General features: G+C 67.1%; 14 protein-coding genes. 9 read left to right on the top strand and 5 right to left on the bottom strand.

Going from position 1 to position 16,661, the window contains the following annotated elements:
- The first annotated feature begins 216 nt into the window (after window positions 1-216).
- The 3 genes from LK535_RS13525 to LK535_RS13515 all read left to right on the top strand — a co-directional run bounded on the left by LK535_RS13525 (window position 217) and on the right by LK535_RS13515 (window position 3,943).
- Complete coding sequence (locus LK535_RS13525; protein WP_227772453.1) at window positions 217-1,866, top strand: sensor histidine kinase; 1,650 nt, start codon at window positions 217-219, stop codon at window positions 1,864-1,866.
- Complete coding sequence (locus tag LK535_RS13520; RefSeq protein WP_227772452.1) at window positions 1,863-2,495, top strand: response regulator; 633 nt, start codon at window positions 1,863-1,865, stop codon at window positions 2,493-2,495. Before LK535_RS13525 ends, LK535_RS13520 begins: the two co-directional genes overlap by 4 nt.
- 119 nt (window positions 2,496-2,614) lie before the next feature.
- Entirely contained in the window at window positions 2,615-3,943 is a 1,329-nt protein-coding gene (locus LK535_RS13515; protein WP_227772451.1) for a histidine-type phosphatase, read from the top strand.
- A gap of 58 nt (window positions 3,944-4,001) precedes the next feature.
- Here LK535_RS13515 and LK535_RS13510 read toward each other — a convergent pair whose 3' ends face one another.
- Window positions 4,002-4,349 (bottom strand): hypothetical protein, encoded by a 348-nt coding sequence (locus LK535_RS13510; protein WP_227772450.1) that lies wholly within the window; start codon window positions 4,347-4,349, stop codon window positions 4,002-4,004.
- A gap of 176 nt (window positions 4,350-4,525) precedes the next feature.
- On the opposite strand from LK535_RS13510, the gene LK535_RS13505 reads away from it, so the two are divergent.
- Both LK535_RS13505 and LK535_RS13500 read left to right on the top strand, forming a co-directional pair.
- Window positions 4,526-4,882: a DUF2200 domain-containing protein gene (locus tag LK535_RS13505; RefSeq protein ID WP_227772449.1), complete on the top strand. Its 357-nt coding sequence runs from the start codon at window positions 4,526-4,528 to the stop codon at window positions 4,880-4,882.
- 145 nt (window positions 4,883-5,027) lie between these two features.
- Entirely contained in the window at window positions 5,028-5,201 is a 174-nt protein-coding gene (locus tag LK535_RS13500; protein ID WP_227772448.1) for a hypothetical protein, read from the top strand.
- Window positions 5,202-5,230: 29 nt separating this feature from the next.
- Here LK535_RS13500 and dinB read toward each other — a convergent pair whose 3' ends face one another.
- Entirely contained in the window at window positions 5,231-6,358 is a 1,128-nt protein-coding gene (dinB, locus tag LK535_RS13495) for a DNA polymerase IV (RefSeq protein ID WP_227772447.1), read from the bottom strand.
- A gap of 266 nt (window positions 6,359-6,624) precedes the next feature.
- Between dinB and LK535_RS13490 the strand changes: the two genes are divergently transcribed.
- The 3 genes from LK535_RS13490 to LK535_RS13480 all read left to right on the top strand — a co-directional run bounded on the left by LK535_RS13490 (window position 6,625) and on the right by LK535_RS13480 (window position 8,569).
- Complete coding sequence (locus LK535_RS13490) at window positions 6,625-6,867, top strand: glutaredoxin domain-containing protein (protein WP_227772446.1); 243 nt, start codon at window positions 6,625-6,627, stop codon at window positions 6,865-6,867.
- On the top strand, window positions 6,864-7,427 hold the full coding sequence (locus LK535_RS13485; protein ID WP_227772445.1) for a TspO/MBR family protein: 564 nt from the start codon (window positions 6,864-6,866) through the stop codon (window positions 7,425-7,427). Before LK535_RS13490 ends, LK535_RS13485 begins: the two co-directional genes overlap by 4 nt.
- Window positions 7,428-7,573: 146 nt before the next feature.
- On the top strand, window positions 7,574-8,569 hold the full coding sequence (locus tag LK535_RS13480; protein WP_227772444.1) for an MBL fold metallo-hydrolase: 996 nt from the start codon (window positions 7,574-7,576) through the stop codon (window positions 8,567-8,569).
- Window positions 8,570-8,573: 4 nt separating this feature from the next.
- On the opposite strand, the gene LK535_RS13475 is transcribed toward LK535_RS13480, so the two are convergent.
- The 3 genes from LK535_RS13475 to LK535_RS13465 form a co-directional block, all read right to left on the bottom strand.
- Window positions 8,574-9,821, bottom strand: coding sequence for a serine hydrolase domain-containing protein (locus tag LK535_RS13475; RefSeq protein WP_227772443.1), 1,248 nt, complete (start codon window positions 9,819-9,821; stop codon window positions 8,574-8,576).
- Window positions 9,822-10,211: 390 nt separating this feature from the next.
- Complete coding sequence (locus LK535_RS13470; RefSeq protein ID WP_227772442.1) at window positions 10,212-12,845, bottom strand: TonB-dependent receptor; 2,634 nt, start codon at window positions 12,843-12,845, stop codon at window positions 10,212-10,214.
- A 30-nt stretch (window positions 12,846-12,875) separates the two neighbouring features.
- A complete protein-coding gene (locus LK535_RS13465; protein WP_415837141.1) occupies window positions 12,876-15,356 on the bottom strand; it encodes a glycoside hydrolase family 3 protein in 2,481 nt (826 codons plus the stop codon).
- Between the two features lie 235 nt (window positions 15,357-15,591).
- On the opposite strand from LK535_RS13465, the gene LK535_RS13460 reads away from it, so the two are divergent.
- Window positions 15,592-16,638 carry a LacI family DNA-binding transcriptional regulator gene (locus tag LK535_RS13460; RefSeq protein ID WP_227772441.1) on the top strand — a complete coding sequence of 349 codons (1,047 nt, stop codon included), beginning with the start codon at window positions 15,592-15,594 and terminating at the stop codon, window positions 16,636-16,638.
- Window positions 16,639-16,661: the final 23 nt, after the last annotated feature.

Here is a 16,661-nt window from a genome sequence, read left to right as displayed (position 1 = left end):
GACGCGCAGGCTATACCGTTCAGCAGTGTCGCCGCGCCGAGCCGGCCCTAGACTGGGGCGGCAACGTCGGACGGAAAGGAACAGCCGATGGCAGAACGAGCGTGTTCGCTTGCCGACAATGCGTGCGGCACGGAGGGGGAGCCGCGGCGGCGGGCGCAAACGGGTGATGGCCGCAAGGGCGGCCGAAGCCCGGCAGGGGTGAACTAAAGTACGATGATGTCGTCGTCGCCCGCTCCGCCCGCTGCCAACATCCACCACGCGATGTTCGATGCGGATCCCGAACAGCTGATCGGGATCGGGCGGCTGCTGATCGCCACCTGCGCGCTGACCGCCATCTATCTGGATCCAACCCAGCCGCTGAACCTGGCCGGCATCGCTTACTGGGTGCTGGCGGGCTATCTGGCGTTGTCGATCGTGCTGCTGCTGGTGCCGCTCGGCATCCGCTCACGGCTGACCTGGCAAGTGCTGAGCACCGCCTCCGACATCGGCACGGTCGGCATCCTGGTGCACATCACCGGGGAACTGGAAAGCCCGTTCTTCATCGCCTTCACGTTCATGCTCGTCTCGGCGGCGATCCGCTGGAGCTGGGCAGGGACGCTGACGGTGGCGGCGTGCCTGCAGCTGATCCTGATTTTGGTGGGCATCGGCGATCTGACGGACGGCGAATCCGAACTGAACCTGCTGATCATGCGATCGGCCTTCTGCTGGACCAGCGTGTTGCTGCTCGGCTATTTCGCCAATTATCGCAGCCGCAGCGGCGCGCGTCTGCGCGAACTGGCGGATTGGCCGCACGAGATCGTGCCCGAACAGGATCGGCCGTGGCTGACCACGTCGCTGGCCCATGCCAATCGCGTGCTGGGATCGGAAGCGATCATCGTGATCTGGCGCGATCTTGATCAGGACATGCATTGCGCCGCAATCTGGGACGGCCAGCAATATCGTTTCCTCCCCACGTTCGCGGGGGGCAATATCGCCACGGACCTGTCCAGCCAGCGGGCGGTGCACGAACTCGGGCCGGCGCAGCGGGCGGAGCTGCACGGGCGCCTGGCGGCGTCAGCGGGGCCGGTTGCTGATCACTGGCGGGCGGTATTCGTGTCGCGGTTCGACACCATCCGGTTCAGCGGCGCAGTGCTGGTGGCGAACCCGCATTGGCGCGAAAGCGACATGAGCCTGCTGATGCGGATCGTCGCGTCGCGCATCGCCATCGAGCTGGAGCAATATGCGCTGGTGCAGGAATTCGCCTCCGCCGCCTCGCTGCGCGAGCGCGTGCGGCTGGCGCGGGACCTGCACGACAGCGTGCTGCAGGATCTGACCGCGGCGGTGATCCAGCTTGATGCCGCCACGCGCGAAAAGGCGGTGGGGACAGCGCCGGGGGATGGGGGGGAGAGCGGCGCGCTGGGGCGGATGCGCAACCAGCTTCAAGCGATCCAGGGGCGGATCCGCCGTCTGGTCAGCGACACGCGCCAGACATCGACCAGGCGGCAGTTGCTGGCCGATCAGCTGCAGATGTTCGTCGCGCCGCTGGGCGAGCAATGGACGTGCCGGGTGACACTGGAAGTACGCCCGCCGAACCTGACCGTGGACGAGGCGATCGCCGCGGAGATGTGCCTTGTGCTGTCCGAAGCCACCGCCAACGCCGCGCGGCACGGCGGCGCTCGCCGGGTGGAGGTATTGTTCGAACGGGCGCGCGACGCGCTGTTCGTCAGCATCGCGGATGACGGGTCGGGCGGCGGCACCGGACCGGTTCCTTATCCCGCCTCGATCGGCAAGCGGGTGGAGGAGCTGGGCGGATCGCTCGCGGTGGCGCGCCAGGGCACGGGGCTGGCGCTCAGCATCACCTTGCCGCTCGTGAGGCTGGCGGCATGATCCGGGTGATGCTGTGCGACGATCACCCGCTGCTGCTGCGCGGGCTGGCGGATCTGATCGCTGCCGAGCCGGACATGGAGCTGGTGGGCTGCGCCGCCGATGGCATGGAGGCGTTGGGCATGATCGCCGCTTGCCGGCCGGACGTTGCGGTGATCGACCTCGCGCTGCCGCGCTTGTCAGGGCTGGAGGTGCTGCAGCGCGTGAACCGGGAGCAATGGCCGGTGCGCGTCGTCCTGCTCACCGCCTGTATCAGCGATCTTCAGGTGGTACAGGCGCTGTCCGCAAGCGTTGCCGGCATCGTGCTCAAGGAAGCGGCGCCGGAAACGCTGACCCAGGTGTTGCAGCAGGTTTTCGGTGGCGCGCGCTGGCTGCCGTCGGAAATCGTGCAGCCGGCAATCGCGCGCGCTTCCGCGTTTCGCGAGGCGCCCGATCCGATCGCCGAACTGACCCCCCGCGAGCGGGAGATCACCCAGTTGATCACCGATGGGCGCACCAACCGCGAAATCGCCAGCGCGCTCAGCATCGGCGAGGGGACGGTGAAGACCCATCTGAACCGGATCTATTCCAAGCTGTACGTGAACAATCGCACCGCCGTGGCGATCATGTTCGCGCGCAAGAACAAGGGCTGAGGGCGTAGCCGGACCCTGCCGCGCGAGCGCAGCGACGACCCGCGCGATTGCATCCGCGATGCGCCTCTGGCTATCGCGATCCCCGACGTGAACGGGCGGGCCGGGGTGAAGGTGGCATGATGAAGATGCAGCGGCGGGTCGCGGCGGCAATCGCGGGCATCGGTCTGCTCGCCGGTGGTGCAGCGACGGCGCAGGGGCATGCGAGCGCGCAGGAACCCGCACGAAAGGCGCAGGAGCGGCCGAACGCGCTGCAGGACGCTGGCGCCGGGCGGCTTCATTTGCCGCGTGGGTGGCAGGTGGAGCGCGTCGTGCTGCTGATGCGCCATGGTGTTCGCTCGCCGGATCGCCCGACGCCCGCATTCGGCAAGATGCCGCAGCCGTGGCCGACATGGGCGGGCGAGCCGGGCGCGCTAACCGAGCATGGCGCCGCGGCGATCGCGCGCCTCGCCGCGGCTGACCGCGAATGGTTGAGCGCTTATGGGGTGATCCCCGCGAGCGGCTGTCCCGAAGCCGGTGCGCTCAACGTCATGGCCAACAGCTTCCAGCGGACGATCCGCACGGCGCAGGTCTATGCGGCTGCCGTCGCGCCGGGCTGCGGCGTGGTTGCGCAGCACCGGCCGCAGGGCGAGCGGGATCCGCTGTTTCCCTCCGGCGCCTGGGGCAATCTGGTCTTCTCGCCGGCCAAGGCCGATGAAGCGGCCAATGCGGCGATCGGGCCGGCAGGGCTGGGGCGATGGGATCGCGAGGCGCAGCCGCTGGTGGCGCGGCTGAACACCGTGTTGTGCGGAAAGGTCGCGAGTGACTGCGGCATCCACGCGCCCTCCTCGCTGCAGCCGGCCAGCTTGGCACGGCCGCCACGGCTGAACGGCGGGATTGCGGCGGCATCGGAGGCGGCGGGGGCGCTGCTGCTGCAATATGCCGATGGCTGGCCGATGGCGCGGGTGGGATGGGGCCGGGCGACGGCGGGCGACATCACCGCTCTCTCCGAACTGGTGCACCGCCCTTATGAGATCACGACGCGGCCGCCCTATCTTTCCACGCTGGAAACGCCCTTGCTCAAGCGGCGCATGGCGGCGGCGCTGGATGGCGGGGACAAGGCGCGGCTGACCGTGATCGTCGGACATGACGGCACCATCGCCAGCCTGGCGGGCGAGCTGGGTCTGCACTGGCAAGTGCCCGGCTTCGCGCGCGATTACCCGGCGTTCGGTTCGGGGCTTGGCTTTGCACGGGTACGCGATCCCGCCGGACAGGCGCATGTCGCCGCTTTCTACCGCGGCCAGTCGCTGGAGCAGATCCGCGCGCTCGCCGCGGTGGGTCAGGGGGATCTGTACCTCATGACGTTGCCGCTGCCCTGCGCATCGGAGCGGGCAGCGGGCCTGTGCAGCCATGCGGAGTTCCAGGCGCTTCTGACCGCGGCCAAACGTCAGCCGGGAACCACGGGAGACTGACACGCACCCGCCCCTGCGCGTGCTTGCTGCGTGCGTGTTTCCTGCCTGCGCGATGCCGTCAGTCGATGGCGCTGCGGGCGCGCCGCGACAATGCCAGCAACTCGTCGAACAATGCCTCGTCCGCTTTCTTGAAGTTGAAGCAGGTCTTTCCCTGCCGCCGCTTGGACAGCGCACCCGACAGCTCGGCGGCGAGGGCGGGGTGCTCGTACAGCGGGATCAGGTGATAGGCGACGTAGCTCTTCTTGGTCGTCACCGTGCCGAACCAGCGCGGATTGCCGGTGTGTTCATCCACGGCTGTTTCGTGGACGATGAGATTGCCCGGTTCATCCGTGACGATGGCGAGCCCCTGGGCGGCATCCAGCATGATCTGGCGTAACCGGCCGTGGATGGCGTCGAAGTCGGTCATGATCGCGTCGCCCCATGTGAACGATGCGCGCGAAGCTGTGTGGGACAGCCTTGCGGCCGACGCGAAGAATAGCGGCGCTGCGATCTGCCGTCACTATGTTCGCGGCGACGTGATCGGGGCCTTGCCGCTGACACGCGTCATGGCACCATCGATCGTGGGAAAAAACGGAGACGCAGATGAGCCGGCGGCGAATCGAAACGGTGAGCGTGGCGAGCGTGTACCCGCTCTATGTGGCCAAGGCGCAGAAGAAAGGGCGCACCAAGGCGGAGGTGGACGAGATCCTGTGCTGGCTGACCGGCCACAGCCAACAGTCGCTGGCGGAGCAACTCGCCACAGACGTGGACTTCGCCACGTTTTTCGCCACGGCGCCGGCGCCAAACGCCGCCCGCTCGCTGATCACCGGCACGATTTGCGGGGTGCGGATCGAAACCATCGGGGATCCAGTCGTGCGGGAAATACGTTACGCCGACAAATTGGTCGATGAACTTGCCAAAGGACGACCGATGCACAAGATCTTACGAACAGGAGAGTAAAGGCAACTATTTCGGCTAGACTCCCGGGCGGCGATCCCAAGCTGGGATAACCCGATACGGGTACTTACTTAGACCTTACCCATGTAATTGATGGATTGATCCGAATCGAACAAGATCTGTTCCTTGAGGGGAGTGGAGAACCGCGATGGACCTGGCGTTTCGCAACGCGCCCAAAACCGAACGGTGGCGCGAACTGGAGCAGGAGGCACGCAATGCCTCGACGCTGATGGAGGCGATGCGGCTTCTGGAAGAGGCGGATCGAATGCGCCGCCGCCACGAAATCAACGGTTTCTGGTCCACGCCGCTGATGCGCAATTAACCGGACCCACGTCGGACAGGCGGCTGCGATCAGCCGCCATCCGCCGCGCGATGCGCCGCCGGCAGGGGGGCAGGTGCGGCGCCGAACAGCGGCAAGGCAGGCGCGGCTTCGGGCGCCGGCACGTCGAAATTCGACACGGTGACGCCGACCAGGCGGATCCCGGTTTCCGGCGGGTAGATCGACCGGACAAGATCGAGACTGGCCTGGCGAAGCACGGCCTGATCGGCCACCGCGCTGGCGTGGCTGCGGCTGCGGGTGATTTGCCGGAAATTCTGGAATTTGATCTTCACGGTCACGGTGCGGCCGAACGCCTGGGCCTTTTCGCACCATTCCCACACATCGTCCGCCATGCGCAGCACGCCGGCCTCGATCTCGGCCGGCTCGGTCAGGTCGCGGTTGAAGGTGGTTTCGGATCCCGATGACTTGCGCACCCGGTTCGGGTTCACCGGGCGATGATCCTCCGCCCGCGCAATGGCGTGGTACCAGCCGGCGGAACTGCCGAAATGCTGTTCCAGAAACGCGAATGACTTCGCGCGCAGGTCCGCGCCCGTTTCGATCCCCAGCCGCTTCATCTTCGCCGCCGTCACCGGACCGACGCCGTGGAAGCGGGCAACGGGGAGCGTTTCCACCCAGGCCGGCCCCATATCGGGGGTGACCGCGAACTGGCCGTTTGGCTTGCGATGGTCCGAGGCAAGCTTGGCCAGGAACTTGTTGTAAGAAATGCCGGCAGACGCGGTGAGCCCCGTTTCTTCCAGGATGCGCGCGCGGATCGCCTTGGCCGTCGCCCAGGCCGTTGGGAGGCCGGCGCGGTTCTCGGTCACGTCCAGATAGGCCTCATCCAGCGACAGCGGCTGGATGAGCGAGGTATATTCGGCGAAGATGGCGTGGATCTGGCGCGAAACGGCCTTGTACACGTCGAAGCGCGGCCGAACGAAGATCAGGTCCGGACAGCGGCGCAGCGCCGTGACCGAGGGCAAGGCGGAGCGGACGCCAAAGGCGCGCGCTTCGTAGCTTGCGGCGGCCACCACGCCGCGCGCCGCGGCATGGCCGACGGCGACCGGCCGCCCGCGCAGGTCAGGGTTATCGCGCTGCTCCACCGACGCAAAGAAGGCGTCCATGTCGACATGGATGATCTTGCGAATCGATCCATCTTCCATGCCGGGCCTGTAGCAGCGCGAGAACGGAAACGGAACAGCCGATCTCGCGAGCGTTCGCGCGCCGCTGCCGTGGCGGCGCTCCGCTCGTCGCGCCGACCGGCCCGGCACAATGCCGGGCTGACGCATAGCGGAAGCATTCGGATGCTAGACCGTGGAACGACCACGGCGGTGCCGCGCTGTGACAATGGCGGATGCAACGCCGGGTACACGACCGGCCCGGTGCCGCGAAAAGGCCGGATGAAAGGATCCGGCGAGATGGAGTGTTCATGGCCGAGAAGAAAGCGATCCTGTACCGAATGGTCCTGCCGGACCACACCTGCCCCTTTGGCGTGCGCGCCAAGCAGATGCTGGAGGGCGCCGGGTTCGACGTGGACGATCGCGTGCTTTCCACGCGCGAGGAAGTGGACGCGTTCAAGAGCGAGCATGGCGTGCAGACGACGCCGCAAGTGTTCATCGGTGGCGAGCGGATCGGCGGTAGCGACGATCTGGAAAGGTATCTTTCGGTATGAGCGCCGCCATCACTTCGAGGCGTGAGGGCCTTTCCCGCCCGGCCGCGGCGGCGATCGTCGCCGGCGTGCTCGGGGCCAGCGCATTGGTCGGCCGGCGCAACGCACCCGACCGGTCGCACCCGCGCACCCGCAATTGGTACAAGCGGCTCGACAAGCCCAGCTTCACCCCGCCGGACGGCGCGTTTGGCGCGGTATGGCCGACGCTCGAAACGGGCCTGGCAGTGGGCGGCTATCGCCTGCTGCGTCAGCCCCCGGGGACTCAGCGCAACCTGGCGCTGGGCCTCTGGCTGCTCAACACGGGCATGATCGGCGGCTGGACCGAGTTGTTCTTCCGCAAGCGGGAGCTTGGCGCGAGCGCGGTGGCATCGGGCGCGATGATCGCGAGCGGGGCCGGCTATGTCGCCTCGGCGGCGAAGCTGGACCGGCCGGCGGCGCTGCTGGGCGTGCCGTTCGTGGCGTGGCTCGGCTTTGCGACCATCCTTGCCGAGCAGGTGTGGGAGCGGAACAGCGGCCGGCGGCGCGGCGAGGAGCAGGATCCCACCCAGTCGGCCGGGGCATGATCAACCGGGTGGCGCCGTCGCGGCGGCGCTGCCCCAGTCCCCGGATGTATTCGGCGCAGCCCTGATCCGTGCTGGCGTCGCTCGACCAGCGGAGAGCATGATCGATGTTCTTCCCGCCTGTCGCCAAACTGTTCTAAGCCGGGCGGATGGCGCGCAATCCTTATTATCAGGGGCCGGCGAGCGATCACTTCGACGGCGTCCGTTTCTTCAATCCGGGTCAGCGCTCCACGGATCGCGGCCTTCGCTCACTCCTTCGCTGGAAGCTGGCGGGCGGTGCGGCACGATGGCCGGCATCGGTGCCGGTCACCCCGGCCAAGCCAGAGGCCGCGGTTGCGGGATTGCGGATCACCATGGTCGGCCATGCCTCGCTGCTGATCCAGGCGGCGGGGGTGAACATCCTGACGGACCCGGTCTGGTCGACGCGGGCGAGCCCCTTTGCCCGCCTCGGCCCCAAGCGCGTGACGGCGCCCGGCATCGCGTACGAGGATCTGCCGCCGATCCACGCCGTGCTCATCAGCCATTGCCATTACGACCATTTCGACATGGCGACGCTGCGCCGGCTTCACGCCGATCATGCGCCGCTGTTCGCGATGCCGCTGGGCAATGACGCGATCCTGAGGGCCGGCGTGCCCGACGCCCGGTGCGTCGCCGGCGACTGGTGGGACCGGCTGCCGCTCGGCGATGGCATCGCCACCACGCTGACCCCGGCCTATCACTGGGCAAACCGCTGGCCCAGCGACGTGCGCATGGCGTTATGGTCCGGCCATTACCTGTCGACGCCGGCCGGCAGCGTCTGGTTCGTCGGCGATACCGGCTATGGCGACGGCGCGATCTTCACCGCGCTGCGCGAGCGGCTTGGACCGCCGGACGCCGCGCTGATCCCGATCGGCGCCTATGAGCCGCGCTGGTTCATGGCCGCGCAGCACGTCAATCCGGCGGAGGCGGTGCGCATCTTTCGCGAGGTCGGGGCAGAGCGCGCGATCGGCATCCACTGGGGCACGTTTCAGCTGACCGACGAGGCCCGCGAGGCCCCGCGGCTCGCGCTGGCCACCGCGCTGTCGAGCGCCGGCATTCCGCCGCGCCGCTTCGTCGCCGGCCAGCCGGGCGAGGCCTATGACGTGACGCCCGGCAGCGGCGATTGATGCTTCAGCCGGCCGGCGTCCCGGCCGTATCCGGCAGCGCTTCGCACAAGGCGCCGGCGGCCAGCGCGATGCGCGATTCCGCCGTGTCGCGGTTCTTGGGGCTGTTCTGAACCGCCTCGGTTTCGGTGTTGAAGGCAAGGATGCTGCCGGCCCGCTTCGACGGGCAGAGGCTGAGATAGGCGCGAAACCCGTTCTGATCGCCGTTGTGGCCGACAAAGGTGAAGGGCTGGCCCCCTGGCGAGCGGCCCTCATCCAGAAAGAAGGAAAGGCCGCTCTGCGTCGTTTGCGTCATCCGCCCTTGCGTGAAATCCTCCCCGGCCGAAATCTGCGGCTTCCACATTTCCTCCAGGGAGGATCGTTTCAGCACCAGATCGTGCGCGGCGGCGTGCGCCGGATCGCCCAGCAGGAAGGCGGCATAGCGCGCCATGTCCGGCATGGGCGCGTTGAGCCCGCCGTTGGAGACGGTGACGCCGGTATCGACATCGAACGGTGCAGCCACCCGCTTTCCCTTGCGGACATAATAGCTGTGCGCGCGGTGCGGCAGCAGGTGCGCGGGGGTGCGATCGAAATAGCTGTCGTACATCCCCAGCGGCCGCAGGATGTTCTTGTCGACATAGACTTCGTAATCCTCGCCAGACAGCCGCTCGATCACCTGGCCGAGATAAACGATGCCGGGGTTGGAATAGCTGAAGCGCGAACCCGGCCGATAAAGGATGCGGGTATAGGGCAGCATCGCGACGAGCTGTGACCAGCGCGCCGGCTCGAACGGCTGCCAATCCGCTTCCCGCCACGGCCAGGTCGGGCCGCCATAGCCCGCGCTGTGGCTCATCAACTGGCGCAGGGTGACCGGGCCGGCATCCGCGAAGGGATTATGCACGGCGGCAAGTTCGGGCACATATTTGGTGATCGGATCGTCGAGCGAGAGCAGCCCGCGATCACGCAATTGCATGATTGCGATGCCGGTCATCGTCTTGGTGATCGATGCCCAGTGATAAATGGTGCGGTCATCCACCGGCACGCCGGCGTCGGCATCCTGAAAGCCGATATGATCGGCCACTGCCGTTTGGCCGTTGCGCAGGAAATAGAAGCTGCTGCCGGCGATATTGCCCCGGCTTATCTCTTGGCGGTGAGTCTGGCGGAACGTGGCCAGCGCCTTGTCGAACGGCTGTGAGGCCGCTGGCGTTGGCGTCTGCGCCACCGCAGGCGTGGCGATCGAAAGCAGGAGCATCGCGGCGGCGAGCTTGGCGGACACGCATTTCCCCCGTTGAAGAGCATGGCGGACCCCCCAGCCATGCAGCGGCGCAGATTGCGGCGCGGCGACAAGCTTGTCGAGGGCGAAGGCGCGGGTGGAGGGGCGGTGGCACCAGTGCCGATCGCGGCTGATCGGGGCGCCGGGGTGCTCGGGCGGGGCGTCGCGGGCGGCGGGGGATGCGGCCGTGTCCGCCGGGTGCTGCAAAGGGGAGGGGACAGGTGGCGGGCGGCTCAGGCCGGCAGACGCTGGCGCAGGACAGGCGCGATGCGCGGGCCGCCACCGATGCTCTCGTCAGGGGGGAGAGGGGAGACCAGAGCGAGTGGCGGCCCGCGATCGTGGCGGATCACGATCCCCTGGCGCCAGACCAGGGGCCGCGATCCGCCCGACGGCTCAGAAGTTCACGCGTGCGCGCAGGCCGTAGCTGCGGGCATCGTTCAGGAAGCGGATGTTGAGCGACGAACCGACCAGCGCCTTGGTGGACGCCTGCTGATCGGTGAAGTTCGATGCCCAAGCCTCCAGACGATAGTTGCCCAGCGTGTAGCCGATGCCGAGGTTCAGCGTGGTATAGCCCTCCTGACGATCCGGGAAGCCGGCCTCCAGCGCATTCTGGCGGCTGCCATCGAGGAAGACAATGTCATCCTCGTTGAACTGCGACAGGAAGAAGGACGAACGGTAGCTCAGCAGCGCCTGCCAATCGAGGCGGCCGGCACCCACATTGAACCATTGCGCCAGCTTCACGCTCACGTTGAACTTGGAGGCCAGCGGCAGGCGGTTGCCCGTCAGGTCGATGAGCGGCGATTCACCGGTCTCGTTGTTCTGCCCACGCGCATCGGCCACCGTGCCGCGCGTGATCTTGGTGTCGAGGAACGCGACATTGGTGTCGAGCGAGAAATTGCCCGGCAGGTTGAAGCGCGCTTCGGCTTCCAGACCATAGATGCGCGAGGCACCGATGTTGCGGTTCACCAGCGAATAGCCGTTGCAGACCGGCGGGTTGCGCGTCGTATCGAGATTGATGCAGGTCAGGTCCTGAAACACCTGATCCTGATAATCATAATAGAAGCCGGTCAGGTTCAGGTACGCACGGCGACCGAAAGCGGTGAAGCTGTTGCGCGATCCCGCCTCGAACACGGTCAGGCTTTCCGGCTTGAACGCTTCCGGAATCGGCGAGGTCTGGAACGTGTCGTTGAACCCGCCCGACTTATGCCCGGTCGAAACCTTGGCGTAGAGCATGTTGTCCGACGTGATGTCATATTCCAGGCCGACGCGATAATCGATGAAGTCGAACTTCGCCGAGCCGCGCTGCTGCCCCGGGATCGTCAGGTTGGCGTAGCTGAAGCTGCCGTTCGCCGGGCAGGTGACAAAGCCATTGTCGATGTCCGGACGGGTGAAGCAGGTGCCGTTCGGGTTGGTGCCATTGGCGATGGAGCCAATCTGCTGGATCAGCGTGTCCCGCGCGCCGGCGCTCTTGATGCCCTCGATCAGGAATTGCGCGCGCTGCTGCGGCGTGGTCAGCCCGGTGACGTTGAAGTTCGGACGGTCGAGCAGCGCCGGGCTGAAGCCTTCGGTGCCCAGACGCGTGCTGACGCAGCATGCACCGTCCGCGCCGCCCAGCGTCAGCGCCCAGTTGCCGCCGATGCCGTAACGCGACTTCTGCTCTTCGGTGTAGCGGATGCCGCCGATCACGCGCAGGCGATCGGTGACGTCATAGGTGCCGTCCGCGAAGAAGGCGAAGCTTTCGCCATCCACGTCCGGCATGGTGAATTCGGTGCCGGAATAGCAGCAATAGCCACGATCAGCGACGGCCATGTAGCCGACCTGCTGCTTCTCCTTGAAGTAGAAGCCGCCCAGGTTCCAGCGCAGCGCCTGATCGGCGTCGGCACTGGCGCGCAGTTCATAGACTTGGCTCTGCGAGCGGGTCTGCCAGAAGTTGTTCGAGAAATTGTCGAACTGCACCGTTGAATAATCGCGGCCGTTCCACGCGATGCTCTCGCTGCTGGCGTTCGACTGCATGAAGTCGACCGAGCGATAGCTGCCCGTCGCCTCGACCGAGAAGGTGTCGAAACGGTAGCCGATCTTGCCCTGCACGCCCCAGAGCTCGTTCTCCATGTCGCCCTGCTGGCCGCGATAGACCACGCGGCGCAGGTCGAGCTGCTCGGCGCGCAGCCCGGTTGCCTGAACGGCGGCGAAGATGTTCGCGCCGGGATAGCCGGTGCCGGTTTCCTTGCCGTAGTCACCCACCACCGAGACGGAGAGTCGATCGGTCGGCTCCCAGCGCAGCGACAAGCGGCCGGCGTAGTTTTCCTCGAGGCCGGCGGGCTTCAGGCGGCTGGCCTGTGCGTCCGGCGAGGCGTTCTTGAAGCCGTAATCCTTGTTCACATAGTAACCGGCGACGCGGGCGGCGAAGTTGTTGCCCAGCGGCACGTTCAGCGCGCCTTCGGCGGCGTAGCTGTCGCGGTTGCCATATTCGGCCTGCGCATAGCCGCTGACGGCGTCGAACTGCGGCTTGGCAGTGATGATGTTGAGCGTGCCGGCCAGCGCGTTGCGGCCGTACAGCGTGCCCTGCGGGCCCTTGTTCACTTCCACGCGCTCAAGGTCGTAGAACATCAGGCCAAGGCCGCGCGGACGCGGAATGTAGCTGCCGTTCAGGTGCGGCGCGGCGCCCGGATCGCCCAGCTCGGTGTTGTTCGACGAGCCAACGCCGCGAATGAAGATCTCGACGTTGCCTTCCTGGTTGGCGATGTTGAGGCCCGGCACGGCGACCGACAGGTTGCGAAGCTCGGTGATGCCGCTCTTGCGCAGGTCATCGGACGAGAATGCCTGCACCACGCCCGACACGTCCTGCAGATTCTGCTCGCGACGGTTGGCGGTGACGAGGATGTCCTCGCCGCCCTGCTCCTCGGCCTGCGGCGAGGTCGGGCTGGTCGACTGATCCTGCTGCGGCGTCTCGATCACCTGTGCCATGGCCGGCATCGCGGTGCCGGCGAGAAGCAGTGCGGCTAACGGAGTATATTTGGTCTTGGTCATGATAACCCCCTGAGGACGTTTCTGTTTTTATCAGTTGTTCGGGCAAGCGGTGCCCGCGCCGTTCGCCTGCACCAGACGCGCGCGAGAAATCGTCAGGTCGAGCGTGCCATCGGTTGTCAGTGAAAGCGGTGCCGTGACCTGGCGCATGTCGGCGCCGGCCTTGGCGAAGCAGGAGAGGGGAATGTCGAGCGTGGTCCACTCGCCCTTCTTTGCCGCGCGCAGCGGCGCGGTGATCGGCACTTCGCCGCCGCAATTGGGGCCGCAGGCGACGCCGGCGGTAACCGGGCGGCTGGGTGCACCATCCACCTTGAGATCGATGCGCACGGCGAGCGCGCCGTTGGTCTCGCGCATCAGGTCCACCGGCGTCGTATCGACGATTGCCGCCACGGCCTTGCTCTTGCCGGTCCAGGTCAGCCGGACGCTGTCTTCCTGCGCCCGCCGGTCGGCGCCGCGGGCGGTGATGAGGTCGGGTCCCGGGTTCGGCGACAGTTCGCCGGGCGCACCGATCAGCAGCCGGCGCCCGGCCCCCGGCCGGCCAGCGTCGAACAGGACGGTGCGATCGCCCGTGGCCTGCGTCGCGCGCTGTTCGGGCAACGGCGCCAGTTCGCCGCGATCCTTCATCGTCAGGCCGAAGCCATAAGGGAATAGCGGGTTGTAGTTCGCGTCGCCGACGTTGACCGCGGTCTGATCCGACGTGCGCGGCCAGCTGTACGGCAGCTTGCCGCGGAAATCGGTCTTCCCGAACAGCACGTCGGCCACGCCGCCACCCTCGCTGCCGGGCAGCCACGCCGCCACAAAGGCATCCGAGGCATTGAGGTACGGGTTCACCCACATGGCGCGGCCGGACAGGAACACCGACACGGTCGGGATACCCGCCGCCCTCAGCCGCTTCAGCAGCGCCAGATTGTCCTGCGCATCGTCAAAGCCGACGTCGGCGCGGTCGCCCTGGAATTCGGCATAGGGATCCTCGCCGAACACGACGACGGCCACGTCGGGCTTTTGCGTGAAGCGCCCATCGGCAGCGAGATCGACGGTGGCGCCCACGCCCTTGGCCACGTCGCGCATCCCCTCGGCAATGGTCTCGCCATTGGGGAAGTCGGTTCGGCTGGTGCCGGTGCCCTGCCAGGTCAGCGTCCAGCCGCCGGTCTGCTTGGTCATGTTGTCGGCGCCGTCACCGGCCAGCAGGATGCGCGCACCCGGCTTCAGCGGCAGGACGCTGCCGGCGTTCTTCAGCAGGACCAGCGATTCCCGCACGGCCTGGCGTGCCACCTCGCGGTGCGCGGCGCTGCCGAGCAGGTCGTACTTGCCGGCCAGCGGCCGCGACGAGGGCTTGCCCGCCTCCATCAGCCCGGCGCGTACCTTTACGCGGAGGATACGCCGCACCGCGTCGTCGAGCGTGGCCATCGGTAGGCGGCCGTCCTTCGCCTGCGCCAGCGTGTTCTGCCACAGCCCCTTCCAGCTGTCCGGCGCCATGGCCATGTCCAGCCCGGCGGTGAACGTCTGGTAGCAATTGTCGGGCTTGCAGCCATCGACCTGGCCATGGCCGTTCCAGTCGCCGACCAGGAAGCCGTCGAAGCCCCAGCGATCCTTGATCACGCCGCGCAGCAGGGACTGGTTGCCGTGCATCTTGGCGCCGTTCCAGCTGGAAAAGCTGACCATGATCGACTGCACGCCAGCCTCGATCGCCGGCACGTAGGGCGCGGCGAACAGGCGCCGCAGCGTCGCCTCGTCAGTGCGCGTGTCGCCCTGATCCTTGCCGCCAGCGGTGCCGCCGTCGCCCAGGAAGTGCTTGGCCGTCGCGATGATATGCCCACCGCGCAGCCAGTCGGCATCGCCGACCTTGCCCTGCAGGCCCTCGATCAGCGGGCGGGCATAAGAGGTGGCGATTTCGGGATCCTCGCCGAACCCTTCATAGGTGCGGCCCCAGCGATCGTCGCGCACCACCGCCAGCGTCGGCGCGAAGGTCCAGTCGAGCCCGGTGACGCGCATCTCTGCCGCCGTCACTTCGCCGATGCGGCGCATCAGCTCCGGATTGCGCGCCGCGCCAAGGCCGATGTTGTGCGGAAACAACGTGGCGCCGACGACATTGTTATGGCCGTGAACCGCGTCCGATCCCCAGATCACCGGGATCCGCGGCAGCTTGCCATTGGGACGCATCGACGCCTCGTAGAAAGCGTCCGCCGCGGCAACCCAGGCGGGCGCCGTCACGTGATGGCCCTGGCCCGGCTTCGAATTGCCGCCGTTCAGCACCGAACCGAGGTGATAGCGATAGACGTCTTCCGGCGTGACGCTGGCGATGTCCGCCTGCACCACCTGGCCGACCTTCTGCTCCAGCGACATGCGGCGCAGCAGATCCTCCACGGTCTTTTCGACCTTGGCGTTGCGGGTGGCGGGGAGGGCCGGCTTGGCCCAGTCCTGCGGGGTGGCAGTGATGCTGGCCGGGGCCGCAGGAGTCGCCGTCCCCGAAGCCGCCGAGGCAGACGCTGGCGTCGCAACCTGGGCCTGCGCCATCGGCGACGCCGTCGCCATCAATAGTGCGGCATAGCCCATGCGAGTCAGCCTTGTCACACGCCCTCCCCTAGAATCTTCGATGCTCAATCTGACAGCGTTGTCTAAAGGTTCATTGGCAACGTTGTCAATTTACCCGCATGGGGGTAGCACCCCTGACCGGGGGAACAGCTTGTCCGGTACGGTGCAAAAGGGCATCGTTCGCCGGCCCGGCTGGCAAGCGGTACAAAAGGACAGGATGGAAGCGGACGGGAATCACCGGGGGCGGGCGACCATCACGGACGTGGCGAAACGGTCCGGCACCTCGATCAAGACGGTGTCGCGGGTGTTCAATGACGAGCCGTTCGTACGCGCCGAAACCCGCAAGCGCGTGCTGCAGGCTGCAAGCGAGCTTGATTATCATCCCAATATCGCGGCGCGCAGCCTGGTGCGGGGGCGATCGTTCCTGATCGGCCTCTTCTACGAAAATCCCAGCCCGAACTATGTCGTGGATCTTCAGACCGGCGCGCTCGACCGGCTGCGCGACGAACGATTCCGGCTGCTGCTGTTCCCCTGCCAAAGCGCGCAGGCGATGTCGGGCAAGCTGCTTCAGGTGGCGCGCACGTCAGGGCTGGAGGGGATCGTGCTGGCGCCGCCTCTGGGCGATGATCCGCGTACGGTTGAGGAGTTGAGCGGCGCGCGCATGCCGTTCGTGCGGATCGCGCCGACCACCGCGCTGGACGTGTCGCCGATGGTTGGCATCGACGACGTGGGGGCGGCGCGCGCGATGACGCAGCATCTCCTCGCGCTTGGCCACCGCCGCATCGCCTTTGTCCAGGGCGATCCCGGTCACCCCTCCAATACTCAGCGTCTGTGCGGTTTCCGGGCGGCGCTGTCAGAAGCAGGCGTGGCGTTCGAGGAACGCTTTCTGGAACAGGGGATGTACACGTTCGAATCCGGGCTGGCCGCCGGGCGTCGCCTCTTTGCCGATCGCATGCGTCCGACCGCCGTGTTCGCGGCCAATGACGACATGGCGGCGGGCGTTTCGGTGGCGGCGAAGGAATATGGCCTGGAGATCCCCGGCAACGTCTCCATTGCCGGGTTCGACGACAGCTTGATCTCGCGCGTCACCTGGCCGCAGCTGACCACCATTCACCAGCCGACCTATGACATGGCGCATGTGGCGACCGACGCGCTTCTCGCCCTGATCGATCAGCGCGCGCTGAACCCGGCCATCAGCCTGCCGCACCGCTTGCTGGTACGCGGGTCCACCGGCAAGGCACCACCGGGGGATTCCGCCACCTAGTTTTCGATGACCGGCGGCAGCCG

Origin of the sequence: Sphingomonas sp. IC4-52 (genome assembly GCF_020707225.1) — a bacterium.
Classification (GTDB): domain Bacteria; phylum Pseudomonadota; class Alphaproteobacteria; order Sphingomonadales; family Sphingomonadaceae; genus Sphingomonas.
Note: the sequence above shows the minus strand (reverse complement) of the source record. Positions and strands in the feature narration are given on the sequence as shown.